The 23960-nt window shown below is 39.6% G+C and carries 19 protein-coding genes and 9 pseudogenes; 14 read left to right on the top strand and 14 right to left on the bottom strand.

The features are described 5' to 3' along the window. The first annotated feature begins 82 nt into the window (after positions 1-82). Together KA717_14240 and KA717_14235 are read left to right on the top strand one after the other, a co-directional pair. Entirely contained in the window at positions 83-1285 is a 1203-nt protein-coding gene (locus KA717_14240; GenBank protein UXE63650.1) for a glycosyltransferase, read from the top strand. Between the two features lie 111 nt (positions 1286-1396). Continuing rightward, the gene (locus KA717_14235) at positions 1397-2740 is read left to right on the top strand and encodes a Mur ligase family protein (GenBank protein UXE63649.1); all 1344 of its coding nucleotides are present in this window, start codon (positions 1397-1399) and stop codon (positions 2738-2740) included. A 223-nt stretch (positions 2741-2963) separates the two neighbouring features. On the opposite strand, the gene KA717_14230 is transcribed toward KA717_14235, so the two are convergent. From KA717_14230 to KA717_14220, 3 genes are all read right to left on the bottom strand, one after another. Then, positions 2964-3227 (bottom strand): hypothetical protein, encoded by a 264-nt coding sequence (locus KA717_14230; protein ID UXE63648.1) that lies wholly within the window; start codon positions 3225-3227, stop codon positions 2964-2966. A 229-nt stretch (positions 3228-3456) separates the two neighbouring features. Continuing rightward, positions 3457-3687: a BrnA antitoxin family protein gene (locus KA717_14225; GenBank protein ID UXE63647.1), complete on the bottom strand. Its 231-nt coding sequence runs from the start codon at positions 3685-3687 to the stop codon at positions 3457-3459. Positions 3688-3697: 10 nt separating this feature from the next. Continuing rightward, a complete protein-coding gene (locus KA717_14220) occupies positions 3698-3976 on the bottom strand; it encodes a BrnT family toxin (GenBank protein UXE63646.1) in 279 nt (92 codons plus the stop codon). Positions 3977-4150: 174 nt separating this feature from the next. On the opposite strand from KA717_14220, the gene KA717_14215 reads away from it, so the two are divergent. Then, on the top strand, positions 4151-4399 hold the full coding sequence (locus tag KA717_14215) for a type II toxin-antitoxin system Phd/YefM family antitoxin (GenBank protein ID UXE63645.1): 249 nt from the start codon (positions 4151-4153) through the stop codon (positions 4397-4399). Further along, on the top strand, positions 4392-4664 hold the full coding sequence (locus KA717_14210; GenBank protein UXE63644.1) for a type II toxin-antitoxin system RelE/ParE family toxin: 273 nt from the start codon (positions 4392-4394) through the stop codon (positions 4662-4664). The genes KA717_14215 and KA717_14210 overlap by 8 nt, the downstream gene beginning before the upstream one ends. A gap of 283 nt (positions 4665-4947) precedes the next feature. Here KA717_14210 and KA717_14205 read toward each other — a convergent pair whose 3' ends face one another. Beyond that, a complete protein-coding gene (locus KA717_14205) occupies positions 4948-6093 on the bottom strand; it encodes an IS630 family transposase (GenBank protein ID UXE63643.1) in 1146 nt (381 codons plus the stop codon). Positions 6094-6382: 289 nt separating this feature from the next. Here KA717_14205 and KA717_14200 point away from each other — a divergent pair, with 289 nt between their 5' ends. The 3 genes and pseudogenes from KA717_14200 (at position 6383) to KA717_14190 (ending at position 8371) form a co-directional block, all read left to right on the top strand. After that, positions 6383-6655 carry a hypothetical protein gene (locus KA717_14200; GenBank protein ID UXE63642.1) on the top strand — a complete coding sequence of 91 codons (273 nt, stop codon included), beginning with the start codon at positions 6383-6385 and terminating at the stop codon, positions 6653-6655. Positions 6656-6710: 55 nt separating this feature from the next. Continuing rightward, a pseudogene (locus KA717_14195) lies at positions 6711-7992 on the top strand (ISKra4 family transposase). A 34-nt stretch (positions 7993-8026) separates the two neighbouring features. Then, a pseudogene (locus KA717_14190) lies at positions 8027-8371 on the top strand (ISNCY family transposase). Here the strand turns inward: KA717_14190 and KA717_14185 are convergent. From KA717_14185 to KA717_14175, 3 genes and pseudogenes are all read right to left on the bottom strand, one after another. Further along, positions 8356-9966, bottom strand: coding sequence for an IS1634 family transposase (locus KA717_14185; GenBank protein ID UXE63641.1), 1611 nt, complete (start codon positions 9964-9966; stop codon positions 8356-8358). The pseudogene KA717_14190 and the gene KA717_14185 sit on opposite strands and share 16 nt — an antisense overlap. A gap of 148 nt (positions 9967-10114) precedes the next feature. Beyond that, positions 10115-10345 (bottom strand): annotated as a pseudogene (locus tag KA717_14180) (IS1634 family transposase). 357 nt (positions 10346-10702) lie between these two features. Further along, on the bottom strand, positions 10703-11746 hold the full coding sequence (locus KA717_14175; GenBank protein ID UXE63640.1) for an IS630 family transposase: 1044 nt from the start codon (positions 11744-11746) through the stop codon (positions 10703-10705). Between the two features lie 363 nt (positions 11747-12109). Between KA717_14175 and KA717_14170 the strand changes: the two are divergent. Beyond that, positions 12110-13391 (top strand): annotated as a pseudogene (locus KA717_14170) (ISKra4 family transposase). Positions 13392-13533: 142 nt separating this feature from the next. Then, positions 13534-13881 carry a reverse transcriptase N-terminal domain-containing protein gene (locus tag KA717_14165; GenBank protein UXE63639.1) on the top strand — a complete coding sequence of 116 codons (348 nt, stop codon included), beginning with the start codon at positions 13534-13536 and terminating at the stop codon, positions 13879-13881. On the opposite strand, the gene KA717_14160 is transcribed toward KA717_14165, so the two are convergent. Both KA717_14160 and KA717_14155 read right to left on the bottom strand, forming a co-directional pair. Beyond that, on the bottom strand, positions 13868-14974 hold the full coding sequence (locus KA717_14160; protein ID UXE64661.1) for an IS630 family transposase: 1107 nt from the start codon (positions 14972-14974) through the stop codon (positions 13868-13870). The genes KA717_14165 and KA717_14160 overlap by 14 nt on opposite strands. A 48-nt stretch (positions 14975-15022) precedes the next feature. Beyond that, positions 15023-16426: pseudogene (locus tag KA717_14155) on the bottom strand (IS66 family transposase). A 516-nt stretch (positions 16427-16942) separates the two neighbouring features. On the opposite strand from KA717_14155, the pseudogene KA717_14150 reads away from it, so the two are divergent. From KA717_14150 to KA717_14140, 3 genes and pseudogenes are all read left to right on the top strand, one after another. Then, a pseudogene (locus KA717_14150) lies at positions 16943-17230 on the top strand (ISAs1 family transposase). 107 nt (positions 17231-17337) lie between these two features. Beyond that, on the top strand, positions 17338-17997 hold the full coding sequence (locus KA717_14145) for an IS1634 family transposase (GenBank protein ID UXE63638.1): 660 nt from the start codon (positions 17338-17340) through the stop codon (positions 17995-17997). A gap of 28 nt (positions 17998-18025) precedes the next feature. Then, positions 18026-18649: a transposase family protein gene (locus tag KA717_14140; protein ID UXE63637.1), complete on the top strand. Its 624-nt coding sequence runs from the start codon at positions 18026-18028 to the stop codon at positions 18647-18649. A gap of 15 nt (positions 18650-18664) precedes the next feature. Here KA717_14140 and KA717_14135 read toward each other — a convergent pair. Beyond that, positions 18665-19946 (bottom strand): annotated as a pseudogene (locus tag KA717_14135) (ISKra4 family transposase). A gap of 92 nt (positions 19947-20038) precedes the next feature. Between KA717_14135 and KA717_14130 the strand changes: the two are divergent. Both KA717_14130 and KA717_14125 read left to right on the top strand, forming a co-directional pair. Further along, a complete protein-coding gene (locus KA717_14130) occupies positions 20039-20578 on the top strand; it encodes an ISL3 family transposase (GenBank protein UXE63636.1) in 540 nt (179 codons plus the stop codon). A 48-nt stretch (positions 20579-20626) separates the two neighbouring features. Further along, positions 20627-21604 (top strand): IS1634 family transposase, encoded by a 978-nt coding sequence (locus KA717_14125; protein UXE64660.1) that lies wholly within the window; start codon positions 20627-20629, stop codon positions 21602-21604. 1 nt (position 21605) lies between these two features. Here the strand turns inward: KA717_14125 and KA717_14120 are convergent. From KA717_14120 to KA717_14105, 4 genes and pseudogenes are all read right to left on the bottom strand, one after another. Then, a pseudogene (locus KA717_14120) lies at positions 21606-21905 on the bottom strand (transposase). Between the two features lie 14 nt (positions 21906-21919). After that, on the bottom strand, positions 21920-22798 hold the full coding sequence (locus tag KA717_14115) for an ISKra4 family transposase (GenBank protein ID UXE64659.1): 879 nt from the start codon (positions 22796-22798) through the stop codon (positions 21920-21922). Next, positions 22786-23028, bottom strand: a complete 243-nt coding sequence (locus KA717_14110) for a hypothetical protein (protein ID UXE63635.1) — start codon at positions 23026-23028, stop codon at positions 22786-22788. Before KA717_14110 ends, KA717_14115 begins: the two co-directional genes overlap by 13 nt. 40 nt (positions 23029-23068) lie before the next feature. Next, positions 23069-23926, bottom strand: a pseudogene (locus tag KA717_14105) (ISL3 family transposase). Positions 23927-23960: the final 34 nt, after the last annotated feature.

The raw sequence follows: 23960 nt of genomic DNA, 5'->3' as shown, positions 1-23960 counted from the left end.
TTTTTACCTTTATAATCAAATTTTATAAAAACTAACCTGTATCCAAGAAGTTCTCCCCAATTGATAGCCACCAAATCTATTCATGAATCAGTCTTCAAAATTCACTCAGATTGCCATTATTAGCTATGACTTTATAGAAGGCAGTAAAAATTCTCGCCCTCTCATGGTCTATGAAACCCTGAAAGAAGGCACCTATCCAATGGATGTTGTGGTTTATTGTGCTAACTTTAGTCATCACAAAAAGCAATTTGTGGAGTTTTATAATCGGGATTTTCAGGCAGTTAGAGTTCCTCACTATAGTCGCAATATCTCCCTGATGAGAATATTCTCCTATTGGATATTTTGTGCCAAAATTATTTTTAAGCAAGATTTAAAACACACACAACTTATTTATTTTTGTGTCCCTCCCAATGAGTTGGCGATCGTGGCTTTACTATACAAATTTTTATGGAAAAAGACCGTTATTTTGGATGTCGTTGATCTCTGGCCAGAAGCCTTTCCTCTGCCTCGTTTGATCAATCCTGGGGTTAAATTTTTCTTTTATTTGACCGCTAGACCGATCCGTAATTGGTTATTTAGCCAAGCCGACCTTGTTATCTCCCAATCTGCTTATTTCAAGTCTAAATTAGCTTTGCCTTTATCGAAATGTAAGGTTGTTTTAATGGGAACAACTCATCCCATTGATAATCGGTTCAGAAATTTTCATCGTAGTTCCTTGCAAGATTGCCTTTATATTCTCTATCTCGGTTCAATTAATGCCATTAATGATCTCAAGTCCCTGATTAGCATTTTGGTGGAGTTACAGCAGTTTAGAAAAGTTCATTTGTCAGTCATTGGGGGAGGCAAAAGACTAAACTATCTCAAGCAAAATCTTGAGTCTCTCCAGATTAGTTCTGAATTTTATGGGATTTGTTTTGATCACAAGATTAAGGATCAGGAATTTAAACGTTGTCATTTTGGCTATAACGGTTATGTCCCTTCCACAGAAGTTGCTATTTCCTATAAATCCTTAGAATATTTAGCCCATGGTTTACCCTTGCTTAATTCTACTAAAGGAGATACGGCTCAATTGGTTGAGAAAACTGGCTGCGGTTTTAATTTTCAGCACCAGGATTGGACGAATTTACTAACGGGAATCTTAGAACTAACGGATGAAAGTTACTTTGCTATGCAGCAGCGATCGCTGACGGCCTTTGAGGAAAACTTTTCTTGGAATGTCTTTAGAAATAATCTCACCGATGCACTCCATTCTCTAGAACAGAAAACGCCGGCAAAAAGATTTTAGCTATTTCAAGCGGAGTTCTTACGTCAGGTAAACGAGTTAAATTCGGTAATTTAGTGGGCTAAAACGATTAAACTGACTCATGGATTTGCAATCAGGGGGTTGAATTAACAGATGCAGCTATTGGATAGAATTCGTTTGGGGGTAGCCGTCGGAGTGGCTAAAGCAGTGACAACCTTGGTACGGTGGTTGCGTTTAGGGGCCGCCAGTGTATTGCCCGGAGAAATTGCCCGTCGTCTTCATCCTCGTTTACTGCCGTTACTCTCTGAACAAGTGAAACAGGGCATTATTTTAGTCGTAGGAACCAACGGTAAAACCACGACTTCCCTACTTTTGAGAACGATTTTAGAAGATCAGGGGGTCAAAGTGACCCATAATGCAACGGGAGCTAACCTCATTAATGGTCTGATTACGGCTTTATTGGCCGATGCCAATTTGGTGGGACAGTTGAAAACGGATTACGCCATTTTGGAAGTCGATGAAAATATTTTGCCTCTGGTATTGCGGGAATGTCAGCCCAGGGTGATCCTGGCTCTAAATCTTTTTCGAGATCAGTTAGACCGTTATGGAGAGGTAGATACCATTAGTCAACGCTGGCAAACGGCGATCGCGCCTCTCCCTCTCGAAACCACCATTGTCTTAAACGCGGATGATCCTACCCTTTCTCACCTGGGCCAACGCCTTAAGCAACGGGTCTGTTATTTTGGCTTGAATGAACCGAAACTCTATCTAGAAGAAATTCCCCATGCCGTAGATTCCATTTACTGCCCTAGTTGTGGTCATCCCTTGGATTATCGTGGGGTTTACCTTTCCCATTTAGGAGACTTTAGCTGTCCTAGCTGTGGTTTTAGTAAGAGTCAGCCCGCTTTCCATAGTAGTGAATGGCCCCAGATTCTAATTGGCGTTTATAACAAGTACAATACTCTGGCTGCCGGTTTGGTGGCCCAGCAGTTAGGGATCGGAAACGAACAAATTTTTGATAATATAAAAAGCTTTAAAGCTGCCTTCGGTCGTGCAGAAGAATTAACTGTTGACGGTAAGCATATTCGTATTTTACTCTCGAAAAATCCCGTCGGTATGAATGAAACTATTCGCGCTGTCAATGATATTAAAGCGGCTGGAAAATCTTCAACGACCCTGTTGGTATTAAACGATCGCATTCCTGACGGTACGGATGTCTCTTGGATTTGGGATGTGGATACCGAAAAATTGGTTGCCCTGGGGGGAACTTTTATTGTCAGTGGCGATCGCGTTTATGACCTGGCCTTACGACTCGAATATAGCCGTGAGCAAATTAATAATAATGAAAACTTTACATTGATCATTGAAGAAGATCTCTCTACTGCTGTGCAACGGGCCCTAGAGCTAACCCCTGACGATGAAACCCTGCACATCATACCCACCTATTCCGCCATGTTAGAGGTGAGAGGATTATTAACGGGACGTAAAATTCTCTAAAGAATCACCTTTTGCATCTCAATTAAGTAAGTGGGCTGAATTAATTGTTAGATGGTGGAACAGGCTTCTAGCCTGTGGACGGGCAGGATGCCCATCCCACGTTTTATATTTAATTGCAACCAGCTACTTTAAACGTTTGGTAGTGTTCTAAATCTGTAGATAAGTCATTCCCTGATAGCTTAATTCACTACAATTCAAAAAATCAATCCACAGGTTTGCAACATTACCCATCTTGAGGAGTAATAAATTCAGGGTCAAGACTAATCACCGCTTTTTGCTGAGGTGAGACAATTACAGGTAAAATTGCCGAATGAAAGTAAGTCACTGTCCCGTTTTTATGGGTTCGATGGGAACATTGCTCACAGTGGATATTTTGGGAGGAGAAATACTCTGTGTCATCTAGCGGAATTAGTAATTGCTTGTCTAACACCTCATACCGAGTCAATATTCCTCTGGTCTTTAGTAGTTGATAAATGTCACTAAACACCACAAATAACGAATTGGCTTTGATTTTATCCAGGATATTGCGGATTTGATTGTCACTAGGTATTTTGATGGCACCGAATAGAGTTTGAAGATTATCCCTACCGTTGCGACTATGCAGTTGTCTTTGATGTTCTAGGAGGTAGTGTTCTAAATCTGTAGATAAGTCATTCCCTGATAGCTTAATTCACTACAATTCAAAAAATCAATCCACAGGTTTGCAACATTACCAATCATGCTCGTCGCTGAGTTTGGATGCTTTCTATGTATTGGCGTAGAACACTGTTTATTAAAGTTTTATACTGTTCTCCTTGAGCCTGAAACCATTGCTTCACATCTGGATCAAGCTGAACCAAGTCCTGCGCTTGCTCTGCTGGGATACATAAAGTAGCTCGTTCAAAAAAATCATCTGTCAGAGGTGGAATATCCGAGTAGTCAATATTCTCTTCTGACCTTGACTCCAATGCAGTCCAATTAGTACGAGAGGTACTGTTCAAATCGTTTCTGCTCATGACGGTTGGCTCTTCGTGCTGAAATGATTCGGAAGACATTCTGTTGACGTTCTGTCCAGACTACTACTGCTATTCCAGAACCGAGAAAACCGATTCCAAACCAGCGATCTTCGCCATAGTCAAAACGATCATCTAGCTCAATCAGCATTTTTCCGTCAAACATCGTGGGAACATCAGCAAAATCAATCTCATGTTTACGAATGTTTTCAATATTTTTCGCTTCATCCCACTCAAATTGCATGAAGAATCAAGGTATGCCAGATTGAACTAACCTTTTTCAGTATCACACATTTGGCTGAAATAGATAGTTTTTGCTGGAAACGGCTTTGCAGATGATAAAGAGCGATCGCCTTCATTTTGGCTATAATAGCTAAAATGGTCATAATAGCCCATAAACTTTTTAGGACTGATAATTATGAAAACATTGGGAGCATCAGAAGCCAAAAATCGCTTTGGTGAAATGTTAGACTTAGCCCGTAGAGAGCCAGTCCAGATCGCCAAAAAAGGACGTAGTGTCGCCGTTGTCTTGTCAATCGAAGAATTTGAGAGATTTTCAGATTTAGAAAATCAACTTTTGGCCTTAAAAGCAGAAAATGCTCATCAGGAAGGTTTCATCGGAACTGTAGAAAGTGAAACTTTACTATCAGAAATTTTAAATGCTTAAGATCAATCTATCTCGACAAGCAACTAAACGCTTGAAAAAACTGCCAGATAAACACGCTAAACAAGTAGCAACAAAAATCAATGAAATGAGGGCAAATCCGTATCCTCAAGATTCTCTCAAGTTGAAAGGCTACCCTTACCACAGAGCAGATGTGGGGGAATATCGGATTGTTTATCGCGTTGAGGAGCAAACCCTAGAAATCTTACTGATTGACAAACGAAATGATGATGAAATCTACAAACAACTCAAGAGAACAATTTTATAGATAATTAAGAGCGATCGCGTTTGAAACAGAGACATACTGATCGGCGATCACCCTCATCTTGGCTATAAGCTAAAACAGTTATAATTGCTAATAAAAGCCCTAGTAGTCCAAGGCGTAAGTTTGGGTGCTATAAAATTTAAGCAGCCAAAACCTTCCCCCGATACGTCCATCGAAAGGGCTTCGCCATAGTCATCCGTGTCAACTTAACGTGTAACTCTTGCTAATTAAGGCTTTGGAACCGTTTGATGACGAGCCGTTGAGCCTTATTTCGGAGGATTAGAAACTATAACGCTTGATTAATCGTTGATTGATGATGGATTAGCATCGCATAATCCATCCTACGATCCTTATTTAGTAAGGCTTTTGGCTTAAGTTGACACCAATGCGCCATAGTGCGGTTAAAATAGTCGATGAATTCAAGAATTTGCGTTCTTAAATCATCTTGACTGAGAAAATTTCCTCGTTTCAGTAACTTACGCATTAAAATACCAAACCAAATCTCAATTTGATTGAGCCATGAACAATGCTTCGGTGTGAAGTGAAAAACAATTCGATGATTGGGGTCACTGAGAAAAGTTGCTCTACTCGCCATTGATTGAAGGATGCCACTCTTGCCCTTCTCTCCTAATTCAAGATTAAGTCCCTCAAATTCTGCTACATAGCGAACCAAAGATTCTGACTGATGGGTATTTAGGCAATCCATGCTCAAGTACCATTTTGCTACATCAGGGCTGGTGGCAATGGTTTTTTGGATATGGCTTAAATAGTCTGCCTCTGTGCGAGTATTTCCGACTGTAGAGCAGATTACTTGACCCTTGGCCACATCAAAACTGGCTATTAACGTTTGAGTGCCGTGACGAATATATTCAAATTCTCGACCTTGAATCTTCCCCTGAGACATCGGAAGGTCTGGTGCTTTCCGCTCTAATGCTTGAATTCCCGTCATTTCATCTAGAGAAATAGTCTTTTCTCCCTTTTCCTCTCCTAAAATTGCACTCTCATAGGCTTGGCAGATATCATTCACTTTTTCCCCAAAATTTGGGTCAGGGGGGGGATTCAGCCAGTATCCTGACTGATGGGGTTTAATATCTGCTTCTTCCCATAATCTTCCTACCTGTCGAGGAGATATACTTTCCACTATTCCTTGCTTTACTAATTCCTCGGCTAATTCTCGTCCTGTCCAGTGACTTATCGGACGCTCATAATTCTTTGGGTCATCACAGGCTAATTTGAACAACTTCAAGATTTGTTCGCGTTTAAACTTGGCGGGTGCTCCACTACGTTCAGCATCTTTGATTCTTTCTGTTATTTCTATTTCACTTTTCTGTCCTGCTATCCATCTTTCTCTCCATTGACTTGCCATTTTTCGGCTGATTTTTAATTTTCTAGCAATTTCTCGATTATTTTCTCCCTCATCTGCCAGAAGCACTATTTTTGCCCTTAAGGCAATTTGCTGCTCTGTTGTACAGCAATTCTAAATTTGCGCTGTAGCAAGGGTTTCAGGTTTTAGTTCGCGTAATACGGGGGAAAATTCAACGGGATTAACAAGTTCATTTTACGAGTCTTCAAGCTTTTAGGCACAATAGTACACCTAGGATTGCCCCAAAAACCCCTTTTAAATGTTCTTTAAATCCCTAAAAGGCTTGCTGTGTCTAAAACTGAGAATTGCTGGCTCCACAGACATCGAGAATTCTTTGACCCGTTTAGCGTTACTATGATTGGGGGATGACCTCTATAGTCGTCAACCGATGTGCGAAGAGGCTCTTCAAAACCACTTTCACTATCTCTTTGTCTGTTTGCCTGAATCTCACCCTACTCTCTATGAGTTTTTGGACTATGCCGAGAAGATTGGGGAAGTTTACTCTTTCCATGAGCGTCGTCGTCATGGTCGAGATTGGCATGACTATCATTATCGTTGGACTTATCACTTGCCCCTAAGAGATGGTTCCGCCGCCCTCAATACTCATTGGTTGGGTGTGACCTTTAGTTGATGAAGGAAAAGAAAAGTGTTAACATGGGATGAAAAGTGACAAAGAGGAAATAATGATGACAGCAAAACTAATTAATGTAGAGGGTTCAAAGATAAAAATAGAACTAACATTAGAACTCAGTCGTTCAATGTTGGATACAGAAATAAATATTCAAAAAGGCTTAAACGAAGTAGGTTGCATCGCCAGCAAAGAAGCCTTGAAATATTTAGATACAGATGGTTCACCCTTAAAAATCGGTGAAGAAATCTGGAAGAGTAAGGGAGAGCAACCGAAAGAATATCAAACACCTTATGGTGAGGTTATAGTGAATCGTCATGTATATCAGCGTTCACCTTTGAGGAAAAACGTATTGCCCCTTAGAAAGAGAAGCAAGGATAATCATAACATCAACGCCATTATTGGCAAAACAGGTATCCTCAAAAATGTCAGGGATGGCAGGCAAAGAGGTGAAAAATGATTTATTAGAAAATCATGGTAGAAAAGTAGCGCTATCCTATATCCAAAGATTGAGTGAAGCAGTAGGAAGTGTGGTACAGGCAAAAGAAGAAGCGTGGAGTTATGCCCCGCCCAAGGAGGATAGCCAAATTGCAACAGTGGGAATAGGATTAGATGGAACCTGTATGCTGATGTGTGAGGATGGCTACCGTGAAGCAATGGTGGGAACCGTTTCCCTATACGATAGTGAAGGCGAACGTCAACATACAATCTATCTAGGTGCGGCACCAGAGTATGGAAAAAAGAGTTTTCTAGAAAGATTAGAAAGAGAAATTGAGCGAGCGAAAAACCGTTATCCAGAGGCAACATTGGTCGGGATAGCAGACGGGGCAGAATCAAATTGGAAGTTTTTAGAAAAGCAAACGGAAGAACAGATATTAGATTTCTATCATGCCTCTGGTTACTTAGGTGCCTTGGCAGAAGCGTTGCATCCGAATACCGTGTCAAAACAAAAAGAATGGTTGACTGAAAATTGTCGAGAACTCAAGCATGAAAAAGGAAAAGCAGGAGAACTGCTAAATCTGATGAAAGAAGTCAAAGAAGAAAAAAGTCATTCTAAGAATCTTACCGAGAAACTACAAGCGGCGATTACTTATTACGAGAATCATCAGCATCAAATGGATTATGCTGAATACATAGAGAAAAAGTATCCGATTGGTTCAGGTGTTATGGAAGCAGCTTGTAAGACGTTGGTCAAACAACGATTATGTTGTTCAGGGATGCGATGGAAGGAAAAAGGAGCAGGAATTATTTTGAGCCTACGAGCTTTGGTATTGACGAAGGAACGATGGAGTCAATTTTGGGCAAAACTTGATCAATATGGGTTCCCTGTAGAACCCTGATTACAACAGCTTTTATCAACTAAAGGTCGCACCCCATTGGTTTGAGGTCACTGTTACTCGCCGTTCTGACGGTCAGGTTCTCTTTCACAACGATTGGATTACCGACCTTTTTCCCCAAGCCGATAACATTGTTGAGTTAGTCAGTGTCGCTCGCTCTCGTTGGAAAACCGAAAATGAGAACCATAATACTCTTAAGACTCAGGGCTACCATCTAGAACACAATTTTGGACATGGTGACCACCATCTTGCTACCTTTTTGCTCACCTTAAATTTACTGGCTTTCTTGTTTCACACCGTTTTACAGCTTTTAGATGAGTCCTACCAACGTATCCGACTACTTTTAGCCCACATTCCGCAGGTAAGTCAAGAGACAAAGTAGTACTTTTGACATGAAGAGCCAAGAAAGGAAAGAATATGTTTGTGTTTGGAGGTCAAATTAACGATAGTTTGAATGCCGTCAATCTCTAACCAACGGATAAACAGAAAAGACTGAAAGACCCAAAGCAGAGTGGGAATGGCGGTCGGTTTACCCTTTTGATTAGGAATAGTCTGATGGGCAAGAGCCAAAGCCTGTCGTAGGCGACGTTGTGCCAAAGTATAAACCAATAAAGAGACAACCATAATCATCATCAAAGCCATAATGCGTTGAGGATTCTTGAGAAAAAGAGCAGAGGCAAAAAAGAAAGGGTCTTTGAGAAAGCGAAAGCCGCGCTCGGTGTTTTGTTGAGCCTTATATTCAGCCAACATCTGGTCGGGACTCAAAACCTGAGAATCAAGAACATTAGTAGCTAAAATAAAACGTCCAGCCCGTTTAGATGCGGCTTCCAAGCAAGAGGAATCAAGGCTTAATTGCCCAGTTAAGCGGTAATGAAAACCGAGAGGGGTAGCCCCTTGTTTCGGTCTTCCTCCCTTGGCATAGTAAGGAATAGTCTGAACCTCAACTTGACTGAGTTGATGATAAGTCAAGGTTTTTGGCCAGAGTTGAGCCTCAGTAAGAGCATCGGCCTCACAAGCAAAATTCTGTCCACAAAGTTTCTGCCATTCTTTTTTGACAACTTTATCGGCTTTCTCAATTTTTTGACTTATAGCTTTATTATCGGACTGGAGACGTTGAGCACTTTCGACCACAAGCCATCGTTGCTGTTCACCCCCATATTCCGAAGCCCTCACTTGCCAACGATAACCGTCCTGTTCACCCTGCTGCCATTGGTCTTCTGATATATTTGCCAAAGTCTCAGTGGCTTCTTTCAGAGGGACACGACTTAACCATTGAATTGACCTCGCCATGCCCACATTTTCCGCCGTATAAAAAGCTCCATCCATCACCGATAAACCTTCCATATTCAACCTTTCTTGACAGTCTTTGATTATCTGGGGAAACACCTTTTTATCCGATTCATTGCCATCTCCTAATTGCATAAAGAGAGGGACACCACCATCTCCACTACATATCATATTTAACATAAACTGTTTTAGGTCTGGTCGTTTATCTCTGGAATAACCAAATTTTATTTTTATGGCTTTTGTCTGCTCGTCTTCCTCATCTTCTATCCTTTCCTTATACTTCCCTTGTACAGACATTGAGGTTGAGTCTAAATGCTTTGACTTTTGTTCTATTCCAAAGATTGCTGCCGCTTTTAGGACTATTTTCGTGAACCGGTTTTTTACCCCCACTCCAAATACCTTATCCAATGACCTTCCTAGCTTGTCATCATTTAAATCTTCTGCTTTTATTCCTTCTCCTAATAGGTATTCTAATGCTTTTCCTTTAAAAAACTCACTCAACAAATATAACGGAGCATTGATACATCCTAAGCAGTTTAATATCATTGCTTTTACTATTGTACCTACACTGAGCTTTTCTTGAGGATGAGTTCCCACTTCCTCATCGATAATTTCTACTAAACCCATTTCATCTATAATTCCCGCTACGATTCCTAAGTGGTCGAGGTCTTTAATATTTAGGTTATTCATTTTTACTGTTGATTCTATCTAAGACAATACTCCATTTTAGAACTTTATTGACATTTTTTATCCTTGCCCGAAATCAATGCACAAGTACCGATACTAGCTTGCGTGAACTAGTGCTCCTCTTCGACAACCTGCGGAATGTGGGTTTGATTATCTGGGGAAACACCTTTTTATCCGATTCATTGCCATCTCCTAATTGCATAAAGAGAGGGACACCACCATCTCCACTACATATCATATTTAACATAAACTGTTTTAGGTCTGGTCGTTTATCTCTGGAATAACCAAATTTTATTTTTATGGCTTTTGTCTGCTCGTCTTCCTCATCTTCTATCCTTTCCTTATACTTCCCTTGTACAGACATTGAGGTTGAGTCTAAATGCTTTGGTGCGAACCGTTAAGCGTAAAAGTCATCAACCCTTGATGGCGTAACGTTTGCAAGGAATTGTATAAACCTACAAAACCTTGACAACTTGATTCCTGAGTGGGTGAGATCCTTAAGAAATGTTACGAAAAAAAACATAAAACTTAACAAAATCTTTGGAATTCAATTCCCACCGTCTAAATGCGAGACGAAGCAATGCCCCCACTGGGGAGACTGACCATCAAACGGGTGAAGCGGGGCATAACGGAGGTAACTCTAAACCTATCAGAGAATCCCTTCTAGCTGAGATAAGTATGAGTAAGGAAACTGAATCTGCGACTGAACCATCGTCATTGACAACAGCCTACATATACTTCAAACGTTCATAATCTGAGATTTATCAAAGCGTTGAAATCGTAAGGTGAGCAAAGAATCAAGCTCCTCCTTATATTTTACGTTAGCATCTTCAAGACATCCTGAAATTGCTGCAGAAAACTGCGTAAAATCTTCATAATATTTTGCGTATAAACACTTCTTCTTCACAAACTTCCACAGTCTTTCAATTAAATTCAAGTTAGGAGAATAAGGAGGTAAGTACAGTAACTCTATTCCTAATGATTCTGCCAACTCCTGCACAATTCGGCATTTTTGATAACGAGCATTGTCTAATACCAACGTAATCGGTATTAATAGTCCTAATTCTGCTATCTTTTCTAGGAGTTCACAAACCTGAGTTCCCGTAATATAAGAACTGTTCGTTACCATAATTACTTCATGGGTAATTGCATTTAATGCTCCTAACACATTAAAACGTTTTCTCCCTGATGGTGACTTAATAAAAATCCTCTTGAAGCACCATATAAAATTTACAAATGCTCCCATTACAAAATGAGAGGCATCTACAAAGAAAACTGCCCTTTTTCCTGCTTTTGCCTCTTCTAGCCTTGGTTCTAGCTCTTTTTTCCTATAGCTATCCTGAGCTTCTACATCTGCTTTTGATGGAATTGTTCCCACCTTTAGACACCTCATTCCTATTGACTTTAAAAATTTTCTGACTTGCGTTGGACTTCTTTTTATTCCCGTTAATTCTTCTATTCTTTTTACTGCTTCATTTATTGTTGCTGGTGGATTTGACTCAAAATATGCCTCAATTGTCCCTTGATGCTCTGTTAACTCGCTTTTCGGGCGATTAAATTTTATTTCTTTTAGTTTTTCTATCCCGCCCTCTTGATAATCACGGATATAGCTTGTCACCGTATTTACTGAAACTCCTGCGAATTGAGCAATTTTTTGATGAGATAATCCCTGACTTTTTAACCATAAAACTTCCATCTTTAGCTGTACTCTAGGATGCGGGTGATTAAACCGACCGTAAGACAACAGTCTTTTGTCTTCTTCCGTAAATTCTAACTTAATCATTTCTCAGCCTCTTGACTACTTTTTCTATTTTTACTATATTATCTCTTATTTTTAAAATTCGCAACTTGTGACCGTGTTCAGTATAGGTTATTGGCTGAGCCAAAAGGCAAGGATAAGGGCTAGGCAACTCGAAGTTTGACCTAGAGCATTCCCAAAGAAACCCGGTGGATAGCAGGACTCTAACCTCATCGCAAAGCAGGAATTAGGAACGGTATAACTTCTCGGTAATCTCTCAGGAGGTCGAATACCTGAGTAGGCAGTCAAGCCGCATGATGCCAAGAAGCGAGATGGGTGCGACCTTTAGTTGATGAAGGAAAAGAAAAGTGTTAACATGAGATGAAAAGTGACAAAGAGGAAACAATGATGACAGCAAAACTAATTAATGTAGAGGGTTCAAAGATAAAAATAGAACTAACATTAGAACTCAGTCGTTCAATGTTGGATACAGAAATAAATATTCAAAAAGGCTTAAACGAAGTAGGTTGCATCGCCAGCAAAGAAGCCTTGAAATATTTAGATACAGATGGTTCACCCTTAAAAATCGGTGAAGAAATCTGGAAGAGTAAGGGAGAGCAACCGAAAGAATATCAAACACCTTATGGTGAGGTTATAGTGAATCGTCATGTATATCAGCGTTCACCTTTGAGGAAAAACGTATTGCCCCTTAGAAAGAGAAGCAAGGATAATCATAACATCAACGCCATTATTGGCAAAACAGGTATCCTCAAAAATGTCAGGGATGGCAGGCAAAGAGGTGAAAAATGATTTATTAGAAAATCATGGTAGAAAAGTAGCGCTATCCTATATCCAAAGATTGAGTGAAGCAGTAGGAAGTGTGGTACAGGCAAAAGAAGAAGCGTGGAGTTATGCCCCGCCCAAGGAGGATAGCCAAATTGCAACAGTGGGAATAGGATTAGATGGAACCTGTATGCTGATGTGTGAGGATGGCTACCGTGAAGCAATGGTGGGAACCGTTTCCCTATACGATAGTGAAGGCGAACGTCAACCTACAATCTATCTAGGTGCGGCACCAGAGTATGGAAAAAAGAGTTTTCTAGAAAGATTAGAAAGAGAAATTGAGCGAGCGAAAAAACGTTATCCAGAGGCAACATTGGTCGGGATAGCAGACGGGGCAGAATCAAATTGGAAGTTTTTAGAAAAGCAAACGGAAGAACAGATATTAGATTTCTATCATGCCTCTGGTTACTTAGGTGCCTTGGCAGAAGCGTTGCATCCGAATACAGTGTCAAAACAAAAAGAATGGTTGACTGAAAATTGTCGAGAACTCAAGCATGAAAAAGGAAAAGCAGGAGAACTGCTAAATCTGATGAAAGAAGTCAAAGAAGAAAAAAGTCATTCTAAGAATCTTACCGAGAAACTACAAGCGGCGATTACTTATTACGAGAATCATCAGCATCAAATGGATTATGCTGAATACATAGAGAAAAAGTATCCGATTGGTTCAGGTGTTACGGAAGCAGCTTGTAAGACGTTGGTCAAACAACGATTATGTTGTTCAGGGATGCGATGGAAGGAAAAAGGAGCAGGAATTATTTTGAGCCTACGAGCTTTGGTATTGACCAAGGAACGATGGAGTCAATTTTGGGCAAAACTTGATCAATATGGGTTCCCTGTAGAACCCTGATTACAACAGCTTTTATCAACTAAAGGTCGCACCCAGCGAGATTGATTCAGAAGCCAACGCCTTTAGGAAAGCTAAAGGATATGCTGACGGAATCACGGTGATTTGGAGATAGAAAATTAAATCAAGTAAAGATACAAATGTCATGAACACGGCTTTTAAACCGATGTATGAATGGGAAACAATAAACTGGGCTAAGGTTCAGCGATATGTTTTCAAGCTTCAAAAGAGAATCTATCAAGCCTCTGAAGGTGTTGATGTTAAGGCAGTGCGTAAATTACAAAGGCTGTTGACTAATTCGTGGTATGCCAAAGTTTTGGCTGTCAGAAAAGTGACCCAAGATAACAAGGGTAAAAATACTCCCGGTATTGATGGGATAAAACGTTTACGGAATCCCCAGAAAATCAGATTAACCAAAGAGTTACGCTTTAACGACAAATCCGACCCCACAAAAAGGGTATGGATAAGCTGTCATCAGTTTAACTTGCAATAATACTTGAGCCCTTGTTTTTGATTTTACGTCCCCAACATATTGTCAATCCACCTTCATTAAGAAGTTTATGGATGAGAGATTCTAATTCTTCAATTGATTTGAATAATTTATTTGCAATATATTCTTTTGCTGAATGCCATACCAATTCCATTAAATTATAATCGGGACTATAGGGGGGTAAAAACTCCAAAATAATGTTTGGCATTTCTTCCGTGCTCTCGTCTAGAATTTCTTGCTTTTTGTGGAAGCTCGCATTATCTAAAATAATCACAATCTTCGGACCATTCTTTTCAAAGTCTTCTTTTTTATTTCCTTGTTCTATCCATTCTCTTTGTATGTCTTTGTAAAATTTTAATAATACACTCTTGAAGTTCTGAGAGTTACCAGTGGGAATCAAATCAACCCACCGTTTTTTGTCAGTATATCTAATACCACCCATTACATTGACTCTTCCTTTTCTTCTATCTCCCCTCACTTTTTTACGCTTTCCTTTTTTTGTCCAATGTTTTCTCCGTATTACTCTTAAGCTGAAGCCACTTTCATCCCAAAACCATATCTGGATTGATTCTGGCTTTTCTTTCAAAAGCTTCTTGTACTCTTCAACTTTCTTTCTAAATTCCTCTCTTTTTTGCTCATCTTTTTTATCTTCTAGACTATATTTTGCCCAGATGTAGACAAATCGCTTTTTTTTAAGCATATTTCTAAGTTGTGTATTTCCTAACAATATACCCGTTTCTTTTTCCATATGAGTTGATAGTCTTGCTACTGTCCAACGTCCAAATTCATATCCAAACTCTTCAGGCTCTTTGATTATTATCTCCGTCAATTTCTCTATGTATTCTTCTGTTACTTTCCTGTGATTTCCTTTTTTTCTTTTGTCTCTTAAGCTTTCTATCTCTTTCGGATTTCCATTATTGCACCAGTACCACACTTGTCGTTTGCAACATCCTAATAATCCTGATATTTCATCATACGTTTTTCCTTCATTTCTCAGTAACATAATCAATATTCTCTCTCTTGTAACTGCGTGCTCTTCCGTTTTAAGGGCTTTTTGTAGCTCTTTCTTGGTCTTTTGGTCTAAGAAGTTTGTAATTAGTCACAGCAATAAGTGGGGCTTAATTCTCATTAAGCCCCAAAAATACTAGAGAGGAAGAAAGTCATCAATGGAAGGAGGAGAAAGACCAGAGGAAGATAAAATAAGAGATAACTGTTCGACCGCACTTTTACCTTGAAGTCTCATGGTTTCAAGAAAACTAAACATCATGGCAACAAGTTGTCCGCCCCAATGACTTCTAGCACCGCCACTAACCTTACGATGAATAACAACAGGACGCAAGGCTCTCTCGGCATCATTGTTATCAGGTTTAACTTCAGGAAAAGTAAGAAAAGTAAACCAATCATGCCAATAACGTCGAAAGCGATTAGATAACAATTGGGAATCACTTGCCCATCCCGTGGGCGGCGGATTATCCAGAACCTCTTGAAGTTGAGCTTCTACTAGGGGTCGCTGTTGTTGTAAAGCTTCTAAGCTCAGTTTGCCTTGATGATAATCTCGATGGGATTGACGAGCTTGCTCTAGAATAGGAAAAACTCTCTGAGCAAAAAGTTTATTTTCAGAAAAGTGGGAAGTTTCCAAGGCCTTCAATTCCCGCCCAATATGAGCCAGACATTTCTGTTTATGCTGGGCATTTTGGCGATGGTAAGCCCCCCAACAGTCCGTACTGAGAAGCCCATGAAAATCTTTACCTAATAGGGAATGAACCTCATCGGAACTCCGGCTGGGAGCCAGAAACAAAACACAAACAGAGGAGGAAGTAGCCACCCACATCCAATAGTTAACCCCATTGACGCGATAGCTGGTTTCGTCCACACAACGGACTCCAGGCTCCTGTATGTAAGTCCACCACTGTTCATAACTAGGATACAAGCTTTCGCAAAACCATCGGTGCATTTTAGCTAAACTCCCTTGAGACAGAGGAATGCCAAAGACCGTTTCTACCAAGTATCGTTGTTTTAGCCAAGTCAAATTTCCCCCATATCCCAGCCATCCCACTAAGCTGGATAAGGTTGCACCGTAGCTAAAATCTTCACGACATCCCAAAGGAAGTGGGGCATAACCTTCCCAATCACATTTTGAGCATTGATACTTTTCCCTAACATATTCCCTTACCTCTACTGGTTTACTGACTAATTCAGCTATTTGATTTTTTTTGATGATAGTCTCCTTTTGCTTTTCCACTGACGCACCACATTTTGGGCATTTTTCCATCCTTAAATCTACTATTTCATCTACCCGACCAAACCCGTTTCTGGTTTTACCCACATGGTCGTACTTTGGACCTCTTTTTTTTCCTTTTTGACCGAAGGTTTTGGCGACTTTCTTTTTGTAACCGTCACTGCTTGGGGGCTGAGAGCTATTTTCACTCGTTCTTTGGTTAAGCTTTTTCAGCTTTTCTTTCAACTTTTCTATCTCTTTCTTTAACTCTACCAATTCTTTTCTCAGCTTTTCGTTCTCTTCTTTTTCTTTCTGATAATCTTCATACCAATCTTTTGCCACTTCTTTTTGCCATGGCATTTTCACTTCTTCTTGGTTTAAGTCTGGAACTGGGTCTAGTTTTTTCATAGTCTCCCTATTCTAACCTATCTCTTTAACCGCCTTTCCTTTCTTCATTATTCTTTACTTTTTTCATTTGCTTCTCATTCTCAATAATTTCCTTCTTTATTGCGGTGACTAATTACCAAAAAAGTAAGTCTATATATTCTACCTTATATCCACTTAGAGTGATGACAGCTTATTATTTAAAAAAAGTAAGTGAGTGAGGTCAAAGATGGCAAAAGGCTTCGGCGCAAGAGTTCTAACCCCACAACAAGAAAAAGAAGTCAAAATTATCAAAAGAAGCATACTGAAACATTTTCAGTGCCTAAAAGAACCGAGAACAGGGAGAAGGCAAGACCATAACTTAACAGCAATTGTCACCATAGGGGTTTAGGTAGTGTTCTGAATATGTGGATAGATAGCTTTCTAATGGGCAAAGTGACTACGATTCAGAGGATCGATCCACAGGTTTATAACATCATCGGAATATTGGCAGTATTGTCAGGGGCAGATGGCTTCGTAGCAATTGAAGCCTATGGCAAAGCCAAACGAGAATGGCTAGAAATGTTTCTAGAGTTACCAAAGGGAATTCCCTCTCACGATACCTTTGGAAGAGTATTTGGAATGTTGGAAACAGAAGAACTAGAAAAAAGTTTTCTGAGCTGGATAAGCAGTCTAACGGAGAAAATGGACATAGAGCTGATACAGATAGATGGAACCCACATTCCGCAGGTTGTCGAAGAGGAGCACTAGTTCACGCGAGCTAGTATCGGTACTTGTGCATTGATTTCGGGCAAGGATAAAAAATGTCAATAAAGTTCTAAAATGGAGTCTTGTCTTAGATAGAATCAACAGTAAAAATGAATAACCTAAATATTAAAGACCTCGACCACTTAGGAATCGTAGCGGGAATTATAGATGAAATGGGTTTAGTAGAAATTATCGATGAGGAAGTGGGAACTCATCCTCAAGAAAAGCTCAGTGTAGGTACAATAGTAAAAGCAATGATATTAAACTGCTTAGGATGTATCAATGCTCCGTTATATTTGTTGAGTGAGTTTTTTAAAGGAAAAGCATTAGAATACCTATTAGGAGAAGGAATAAAAGCAGAAGATTTAAATGATGACAAGCTAGGAAGGTCATTGGATAAGGTATTTGGAGTGGGGGTAAAAAACCGGTTCACGAAAATAGTCCTAAAAGCGGCAGCAATCTTTGGAATAGAACAAAAGTCAAAGCATTTAGACTCAACCTCAATGTCTGTACAAGGGAAGTATAAGGAAAGGATAGAAGATGAGGAAGACGAGCAGACAAAAGCCATAAAAATAAAATTTGGTTATTCCAGAGATAAACGACCAGACCTAAAACAGTTTATGTTAAATATGATATGTAGTGGAGATGGTGGTGTCCCTCTCTTTATGCAATTAGGAGATGGCAATGAATCGGATAAAAAGGTGTTTCCCCAGATAATCAAAGACTGTCAAGAAAGGGGTTCTTCTGGCTTTGCGGTAGAAGATGTATAATAAGATACACTATATGAGGATGGCATCAATGTTATTTTTTCTAGAAAATCTGGTAGATTTGCCAAAGGTAAACATAAGAAATGTGATTCAAGAGGGAAAACAAGCGTTTTTAATACTGAGTTGTCAAGAGGAAGAAGTCAAATGTAATTATTGTGGTAGCTTAACGGATGAATTACATCAGACGAACAGTGTATTAGTAAGGGACTTGTCTATCTCTGGTCAAATGGTATATCTGAAAGTCCCTCGTCGTAAATTTTACTGTAAAGATTGTCAAAGGTTTTTTACAGAAAATCTAGAATTTATGGAAGCCCGTAGGAAATACACAGTGAGGTATGAAGAATATATTTATGGACGAGTAAATGTGAGCAGTGTGGAACAAGTAGGTAGAGAGGAATCTCTATCATGGGATCAAGTGAATGGAATTTACCAACGTCAATGTGAAGCTAAAAAAAAAGATTGGCAAGGAGTAAAACACCTCGGGATGGATGAAATAGCGAAACGAAAAGGTCATCAGAATTTTGTAACAGTGTTAGGAGATATAGAGAAAGGAGAATTAATAGAAGTGATAGATAGTCATCAACAAGATAAAATCATCGAAGTGCTGATGGAGAAAGAATTAGAGGTGAGGGAAGGGGGTGCGACCTTTAGTTGATAAAAGCTGTTGTAATCAGGGTTCTACAGGGAACCCATATTGATCAAGTTTTGCCCAAAATTGACTCCATCGTTCCTTGGTCAATACCAAAGCTCGTAGGCTCAAAATAATTCCTGCTCCTTTTTCCTTCCATCGCATCCCTGAACAACATAATCGTTGTTTGACCAACGTCTTACAAGCTGCTTCCGTAACACCTGAACCAATCGGATACTTTTTCTCTATGTATTCAGCATAATCCATTTGATGCTGATGATTCTCGTAATAAGTAATCGCCGCTTGTAGTTTCTCGGTAAGATTCTTAGAATGACTTTTTTCTTCTTTGACTTCTTTCATCAGATTTAGCAGTTCTCCTGCTTTTCCTTTTTCATGCTTGAGTTCTCGACAATTTTCAGTCAACCATTCTTTTTGTTTTGACACGGTATTCGGATGCAACGCTTCTGCCAAGGCACCTAAGTAACCAGAGGCATGATAGAAATCTAATATCTGTTCTTCCGTTTGCTTTTCTAAAAACTTCCAATTTGATTCTGCCCCGTCTGCTATCCCGACCAATGTTGCCTCTGGATAACGGTTTTTCGCTCGCTCAATTTCTCTTTCTAATCTTTCTAGAAAACTCTTTTTTCCATACTCTGGTGCCGCACCTAGATAGATTGTAGGTTGACGTTCGCCTTCACTATCGTATAGGGAAACGGTTCCCACCATTGCTTCACGGTAGCCATCCTCACACATCAGCATACAGGTTCCATCTAATCCTATTCCCACTGTTGCAATTTGGCTATCCTCCTTGGGCGGGGCATAACTCCACGCTTCTTCTTTTGCCTGTACCACACTTCCTACTGCTTCACTCAATCTTTGGATATAGGATAGCGCTACTTTTCTACCATGATTTTCTAATAAATCATTTTTCACCTCTTTGCCTGCCATCCCTGACATTTTTGAGGATACCTGTTTTGCCAATAATGGCGTTGATGTTATGATTATCCTTGCTTCTCTTTCTAAGGGGCAATACGTTTTTCCTCAAAGGTGAACGCTGATATACATGACGATTCACTATAACCTCACCATAAGGTGTTTGATATTCTTTCGGTTGCTCTCCCTTACTCTTCCAGATTTCTTCACCGATTTTTAAGGGTGAACCATCTGTATCTAAATATTTCAAGGCTTCTTTGCTGGCGATGCAACCTACTTCGTTTAAGCCTTTTTGAATATTTATTTCTGTATCCAACATTGAACGACTGAGTTCTAATGTTAGTTCTATTTTTATCTTTGAACCCTCTACATTAATTAGTTTTGCTGTCATCATTGTTTCCTCTTTGTCACTTTTCATCCCATGTTAACACTTTTCTTTTCCTTCATCAACTAAAGGTCACACCCAGGGAAGGAGTAGAACAAGTGAGTGTAGATATGTGGGGAGGATTTCCTAAAGTAATAGAAAAAGTATTTCCGAATGCAGTAATTGTAACAGATAGATTTCATGTAATGAAGGCGTTGAATGAAGAATTGAATAAAATCCGTAAACAGACAAAATTGAATGTAAAAATCAAGGGAGAAAAGTGGCTATTATTAAAAAATAAAGAAGACCTAAAAGAGGAAGAGTTAGAAAAACTAGAATTGGTGTTAAAGCAATCTGCTCGTTTGCGTAAAGCGTATGAATATAAAGAGTCATTTAGAGAGATATATGAAAAAGTAAATGATAAGGAAGAAGGAAGATTAAAATTTACAGAATGGTTAGAGAATGCAAAGAGCATTTATACAGATGTAATTAGCACAATTCGTAGGAATTTGGACTCTATTTGTAACTACTTTTTGAGTCGAACGACGAATGGGGCAATGGAAGGCATCAATAATCGTCTTAAACTAATCAAGCGTCAAGCTTATGGATTTATGAACTTTGATAATATGCGAAATCGTTTTTTAGCTTGCTTTTCATGATAAGCTTTAATTATCACTCTTTGTTCAGGAGAACCAGAAAGGTTGAATATGGAAGGTTTATCGGTGATGGATGGAGCTTTTTATACGGCGGAAAATGTGGGCATGGCGAGGTCAATTCAATGGTTAAGTCGTGTCCCTCTGAAAGAAGCCACTGAGACTTTGGCAAATATATCAGAAGACCAATGGCAGCAGGGTGAACAGGACGGTTATCGTTGGCAAGTGAGGGCTTCGGAATATGGGGGTGAACAGCAACGATGGCTTGTGGTCGAAAGTGCTCAACGTCTCCAGTCCGATAATAAAGCTATAAGTCAAAAAATTGAGAAAGCCGATAAAGTTGTCAAAAAAGAATGGCAGAAACTTTGTGGACAGAATTTTGCTTGTGAGGCCGATGCTCTTACTGAGGCTCAACTCTGGCCAAAAACCTTGACTTATCATCAACTCAGTCAAGTTGAGGTTCAGACTATTCCTTACTATGCCAAGGGAGGAAGACCGAAACAAGGGGCTACCCCTCTCGGTTTTCATTACCGCTTAACTGGGCAATTAAGCCTTGATTCCTCTTGCTTGGAAGCCGCATCTAAACGGGCTGGACGTTTTATTTTAGCTACTAATGTTCTTGATTCTCAGGTTTTGAGTCCCGACCAGATGTTGGCTGAATATAAGGCTCAACAAAACACCGAGCGCGGCTTTCGCTTTCTCAAAGACCCTTTCTTTTTTGCCTCTGCTCTTTTTCTCAAGAATCCTCAACGCATTATGGCTTTGATGATGATTATGGTTGTCTCTTTATTGGTTTATACTTTGGCACAACGTCGCCTACGACAGGCTTTGGCTCTTGCCCATCAGACTATTCCTAATCAAAAGGGTAAACCGACCGCCATTCCCACTCTGCTTTGGGTCTTTCAGTCTTTTCTGTTTATCCGTTGGTTAGAGATTGACGGCATTCAAACTATCGTTAATTTGACCTCCAAACACAAACATATTCTTTCCTTTCTTGGCTCTTCATGTCAAAAGTACTACTTTGTCTCTTGACTTACCTGCGGAATGTGGGCTCAAAATTAGCAAATCCATAACTTTTCCTTTTTATTAATTTAATTTTTGTATTCATCCCTTCCGTTAATCCATTAGTTGTATGGTTTTCAAAATAATTGCATATACCTGTCAAATGAGTTTTCAGCATACCCACACTTTTTTTATAGAATAGGCTCGCTGTTCTCATCCATTTTTCAAATTTTCTCCTTGCACCATTTGTTGTTCTTGAATGCTCATAAATATCTCTAATCTCTTCCTTCATTTCATACGCTATTCCTAAACAAGGATACATTTTCAATATCGGGTGCATCCCACTTAAGATAATACATTGACACTCAAAAGAGGAGAGTGATTGAGATAAGCACATCGTAGCCGAAGAATACGAGAAACATTATGAAGATGCCAACGTGCTCCCGACAATTTAACCCTAGCTCCCACCTGTTTAATCTTAGACTCCACATCACCAGAACCAATCACAATACCAAGCTGTTGATAGTATTGGTAATCAGGGATACGCTGATAATGCTTCGTCAAATAGGCTTGAAAATTCTTTGCCCTCTTGCTTTTGACTCCATCAAACGCATCTATTGCCTTGTTCACAAAACCCCGCCACAGTAAATGCTCCACTGCTTCTAGCCGTTTGAGAGAGCCACCCACTTTGAACAGATTCTCCTTGAGATGATACCAATCCAACACCTCTCGTCGTATCAGCCACGATTGAGTGGCGAAACTCTCTACCGCATTCCAGATTGCGGGATGACCATCTCCCAAAAAGGTCACTATTGGAGACAAAGGTTGAACATTGCTCCAATTCTTTAAGCCCTCTGGGTCTTGGAAAAAGGCTTCACAGACATTGCCATGAAGACTCACCAGTTTATAATCTCGCCACTGTCCCCCTTCCTTCTCCTCGCCCCGCAGACAAATCTTTCCCCCATCTATACTGACCCCCGCACTCTCTGACTGAGCTTGAGCTAAGGGCAGTTCTGTCCGTTCTACCAAGCGATGTAAACTGCTATGTCCTACTTTTATCCCCATCAACTCCTCTATATCTTCTTCTGCTTGTTGGTAGGATGTTTTCGCACTGGCTCTTAGACAGCATTTCTCTAAACCTGGACTTAAGACGATTTTTGGCGACACCTTTAGTTTTCTGGCTTGTTTTTGGCTTATTTCCACTTCTCCGACTAGGGTTTTGATTTTTCGCTTGTTTCCAGACCGTTTTTTTCCCCCTTCTGAAAAAAAAACTCCCCCATTGTTGGCCCCACAATTTCTAACATCTGGGTTCTGACTTCTACTTCGATGCTTCCAAAGTCCTTCTGTTTCTCTGGTTCCGTATATTTGCGCAGGATACGGGCTGATTCGGTGAGATGCTGTTTTAACAGTGCTTTTTCTTCTGGGGGAATCGGTAACATACTTTTTTCGCTCATCAGTTTTTTTCCATTTTACCCCAGATTCTATGTACTACTTTATCCGGGATGTACCCTTCAATATCTCTTCTAACTCTTCTCTTTTTTCTTCTTTTAACTCTTCTTTATTTTTCCATAATAGGTATGTTAAACCCTTTTTATGGATATTCATTTTCTTTCTCAATTTATTCAATTCTTCATTTATATTTTTCATTACATGAAATCTATCATAGACGATTTTAGCATTTACAAATAACTCCTTTATTGCTGACGTAAATCCCTCCCACATATCCACACTTACTTCCTTTACATTCTCTCTAACCCTTGCTGGCTGCACTTTTAGGGCTTCTATTATCTCTTCTTTTTTGTGTCCTTTTATTACTTCTAACAATTCCTTTTTATTTATATCTATCACTGTTGTAATAAAGTCTTTTTTTCTTTTTCTATTACTAAATTCGTCTAAACTTATCTTTTCTGGTAATTCCCATTCCTTCTTTTCTGCCTGCTTTGCATACTCTTCAAATATTGATTCCAATGTTCCCCAACTTATTTCTTCTTCTTGCCTTACCTCTTCTACATTTTTCTTTTTTACTTGCTCATAAATCTTTTCTTCATAACGAATTGTATAATGTTTTCTTAGCTGCATAAAGTCCAGTCTTTCTGTTATGTATTTCTGACATTTTTCACAATGGAACTGGCGGCGGGGCACTTCCAGATATACTTTCTTTCCCAATAGGGATAAATCCCGAACCAAATTATATTCTATTTGATTTATATCTTCCAATTCTTTATGACAATTTGGACATTCCATTACTTCGTTTTTCATTTTTAATTTTAAGAACAAAGCACCATCTATTTCTCGATAGTTTACGACTGTTACCTTTGGCAAACCTAGTAGCTCATCCAAGTTTATCCACATACTCCACCTCCTACTGTGGTATTACCATTATACA

The sequence above is a fragment of the Woronichinia naegeliana WA131 genome, from assembly GCA_025370055.1.
GTDB lineage: Bacteria > Cyanobacteriota > Cyanobacteriia > Cyanobacteriales > Microcystaceae > Woronichinia > Woronichinia naegeliana.
The sequence above is the reverse complement of the archived record's forward strand: the minus strand, read 5'-3'. Positions and strand labels throughout refer to the sequence as shown.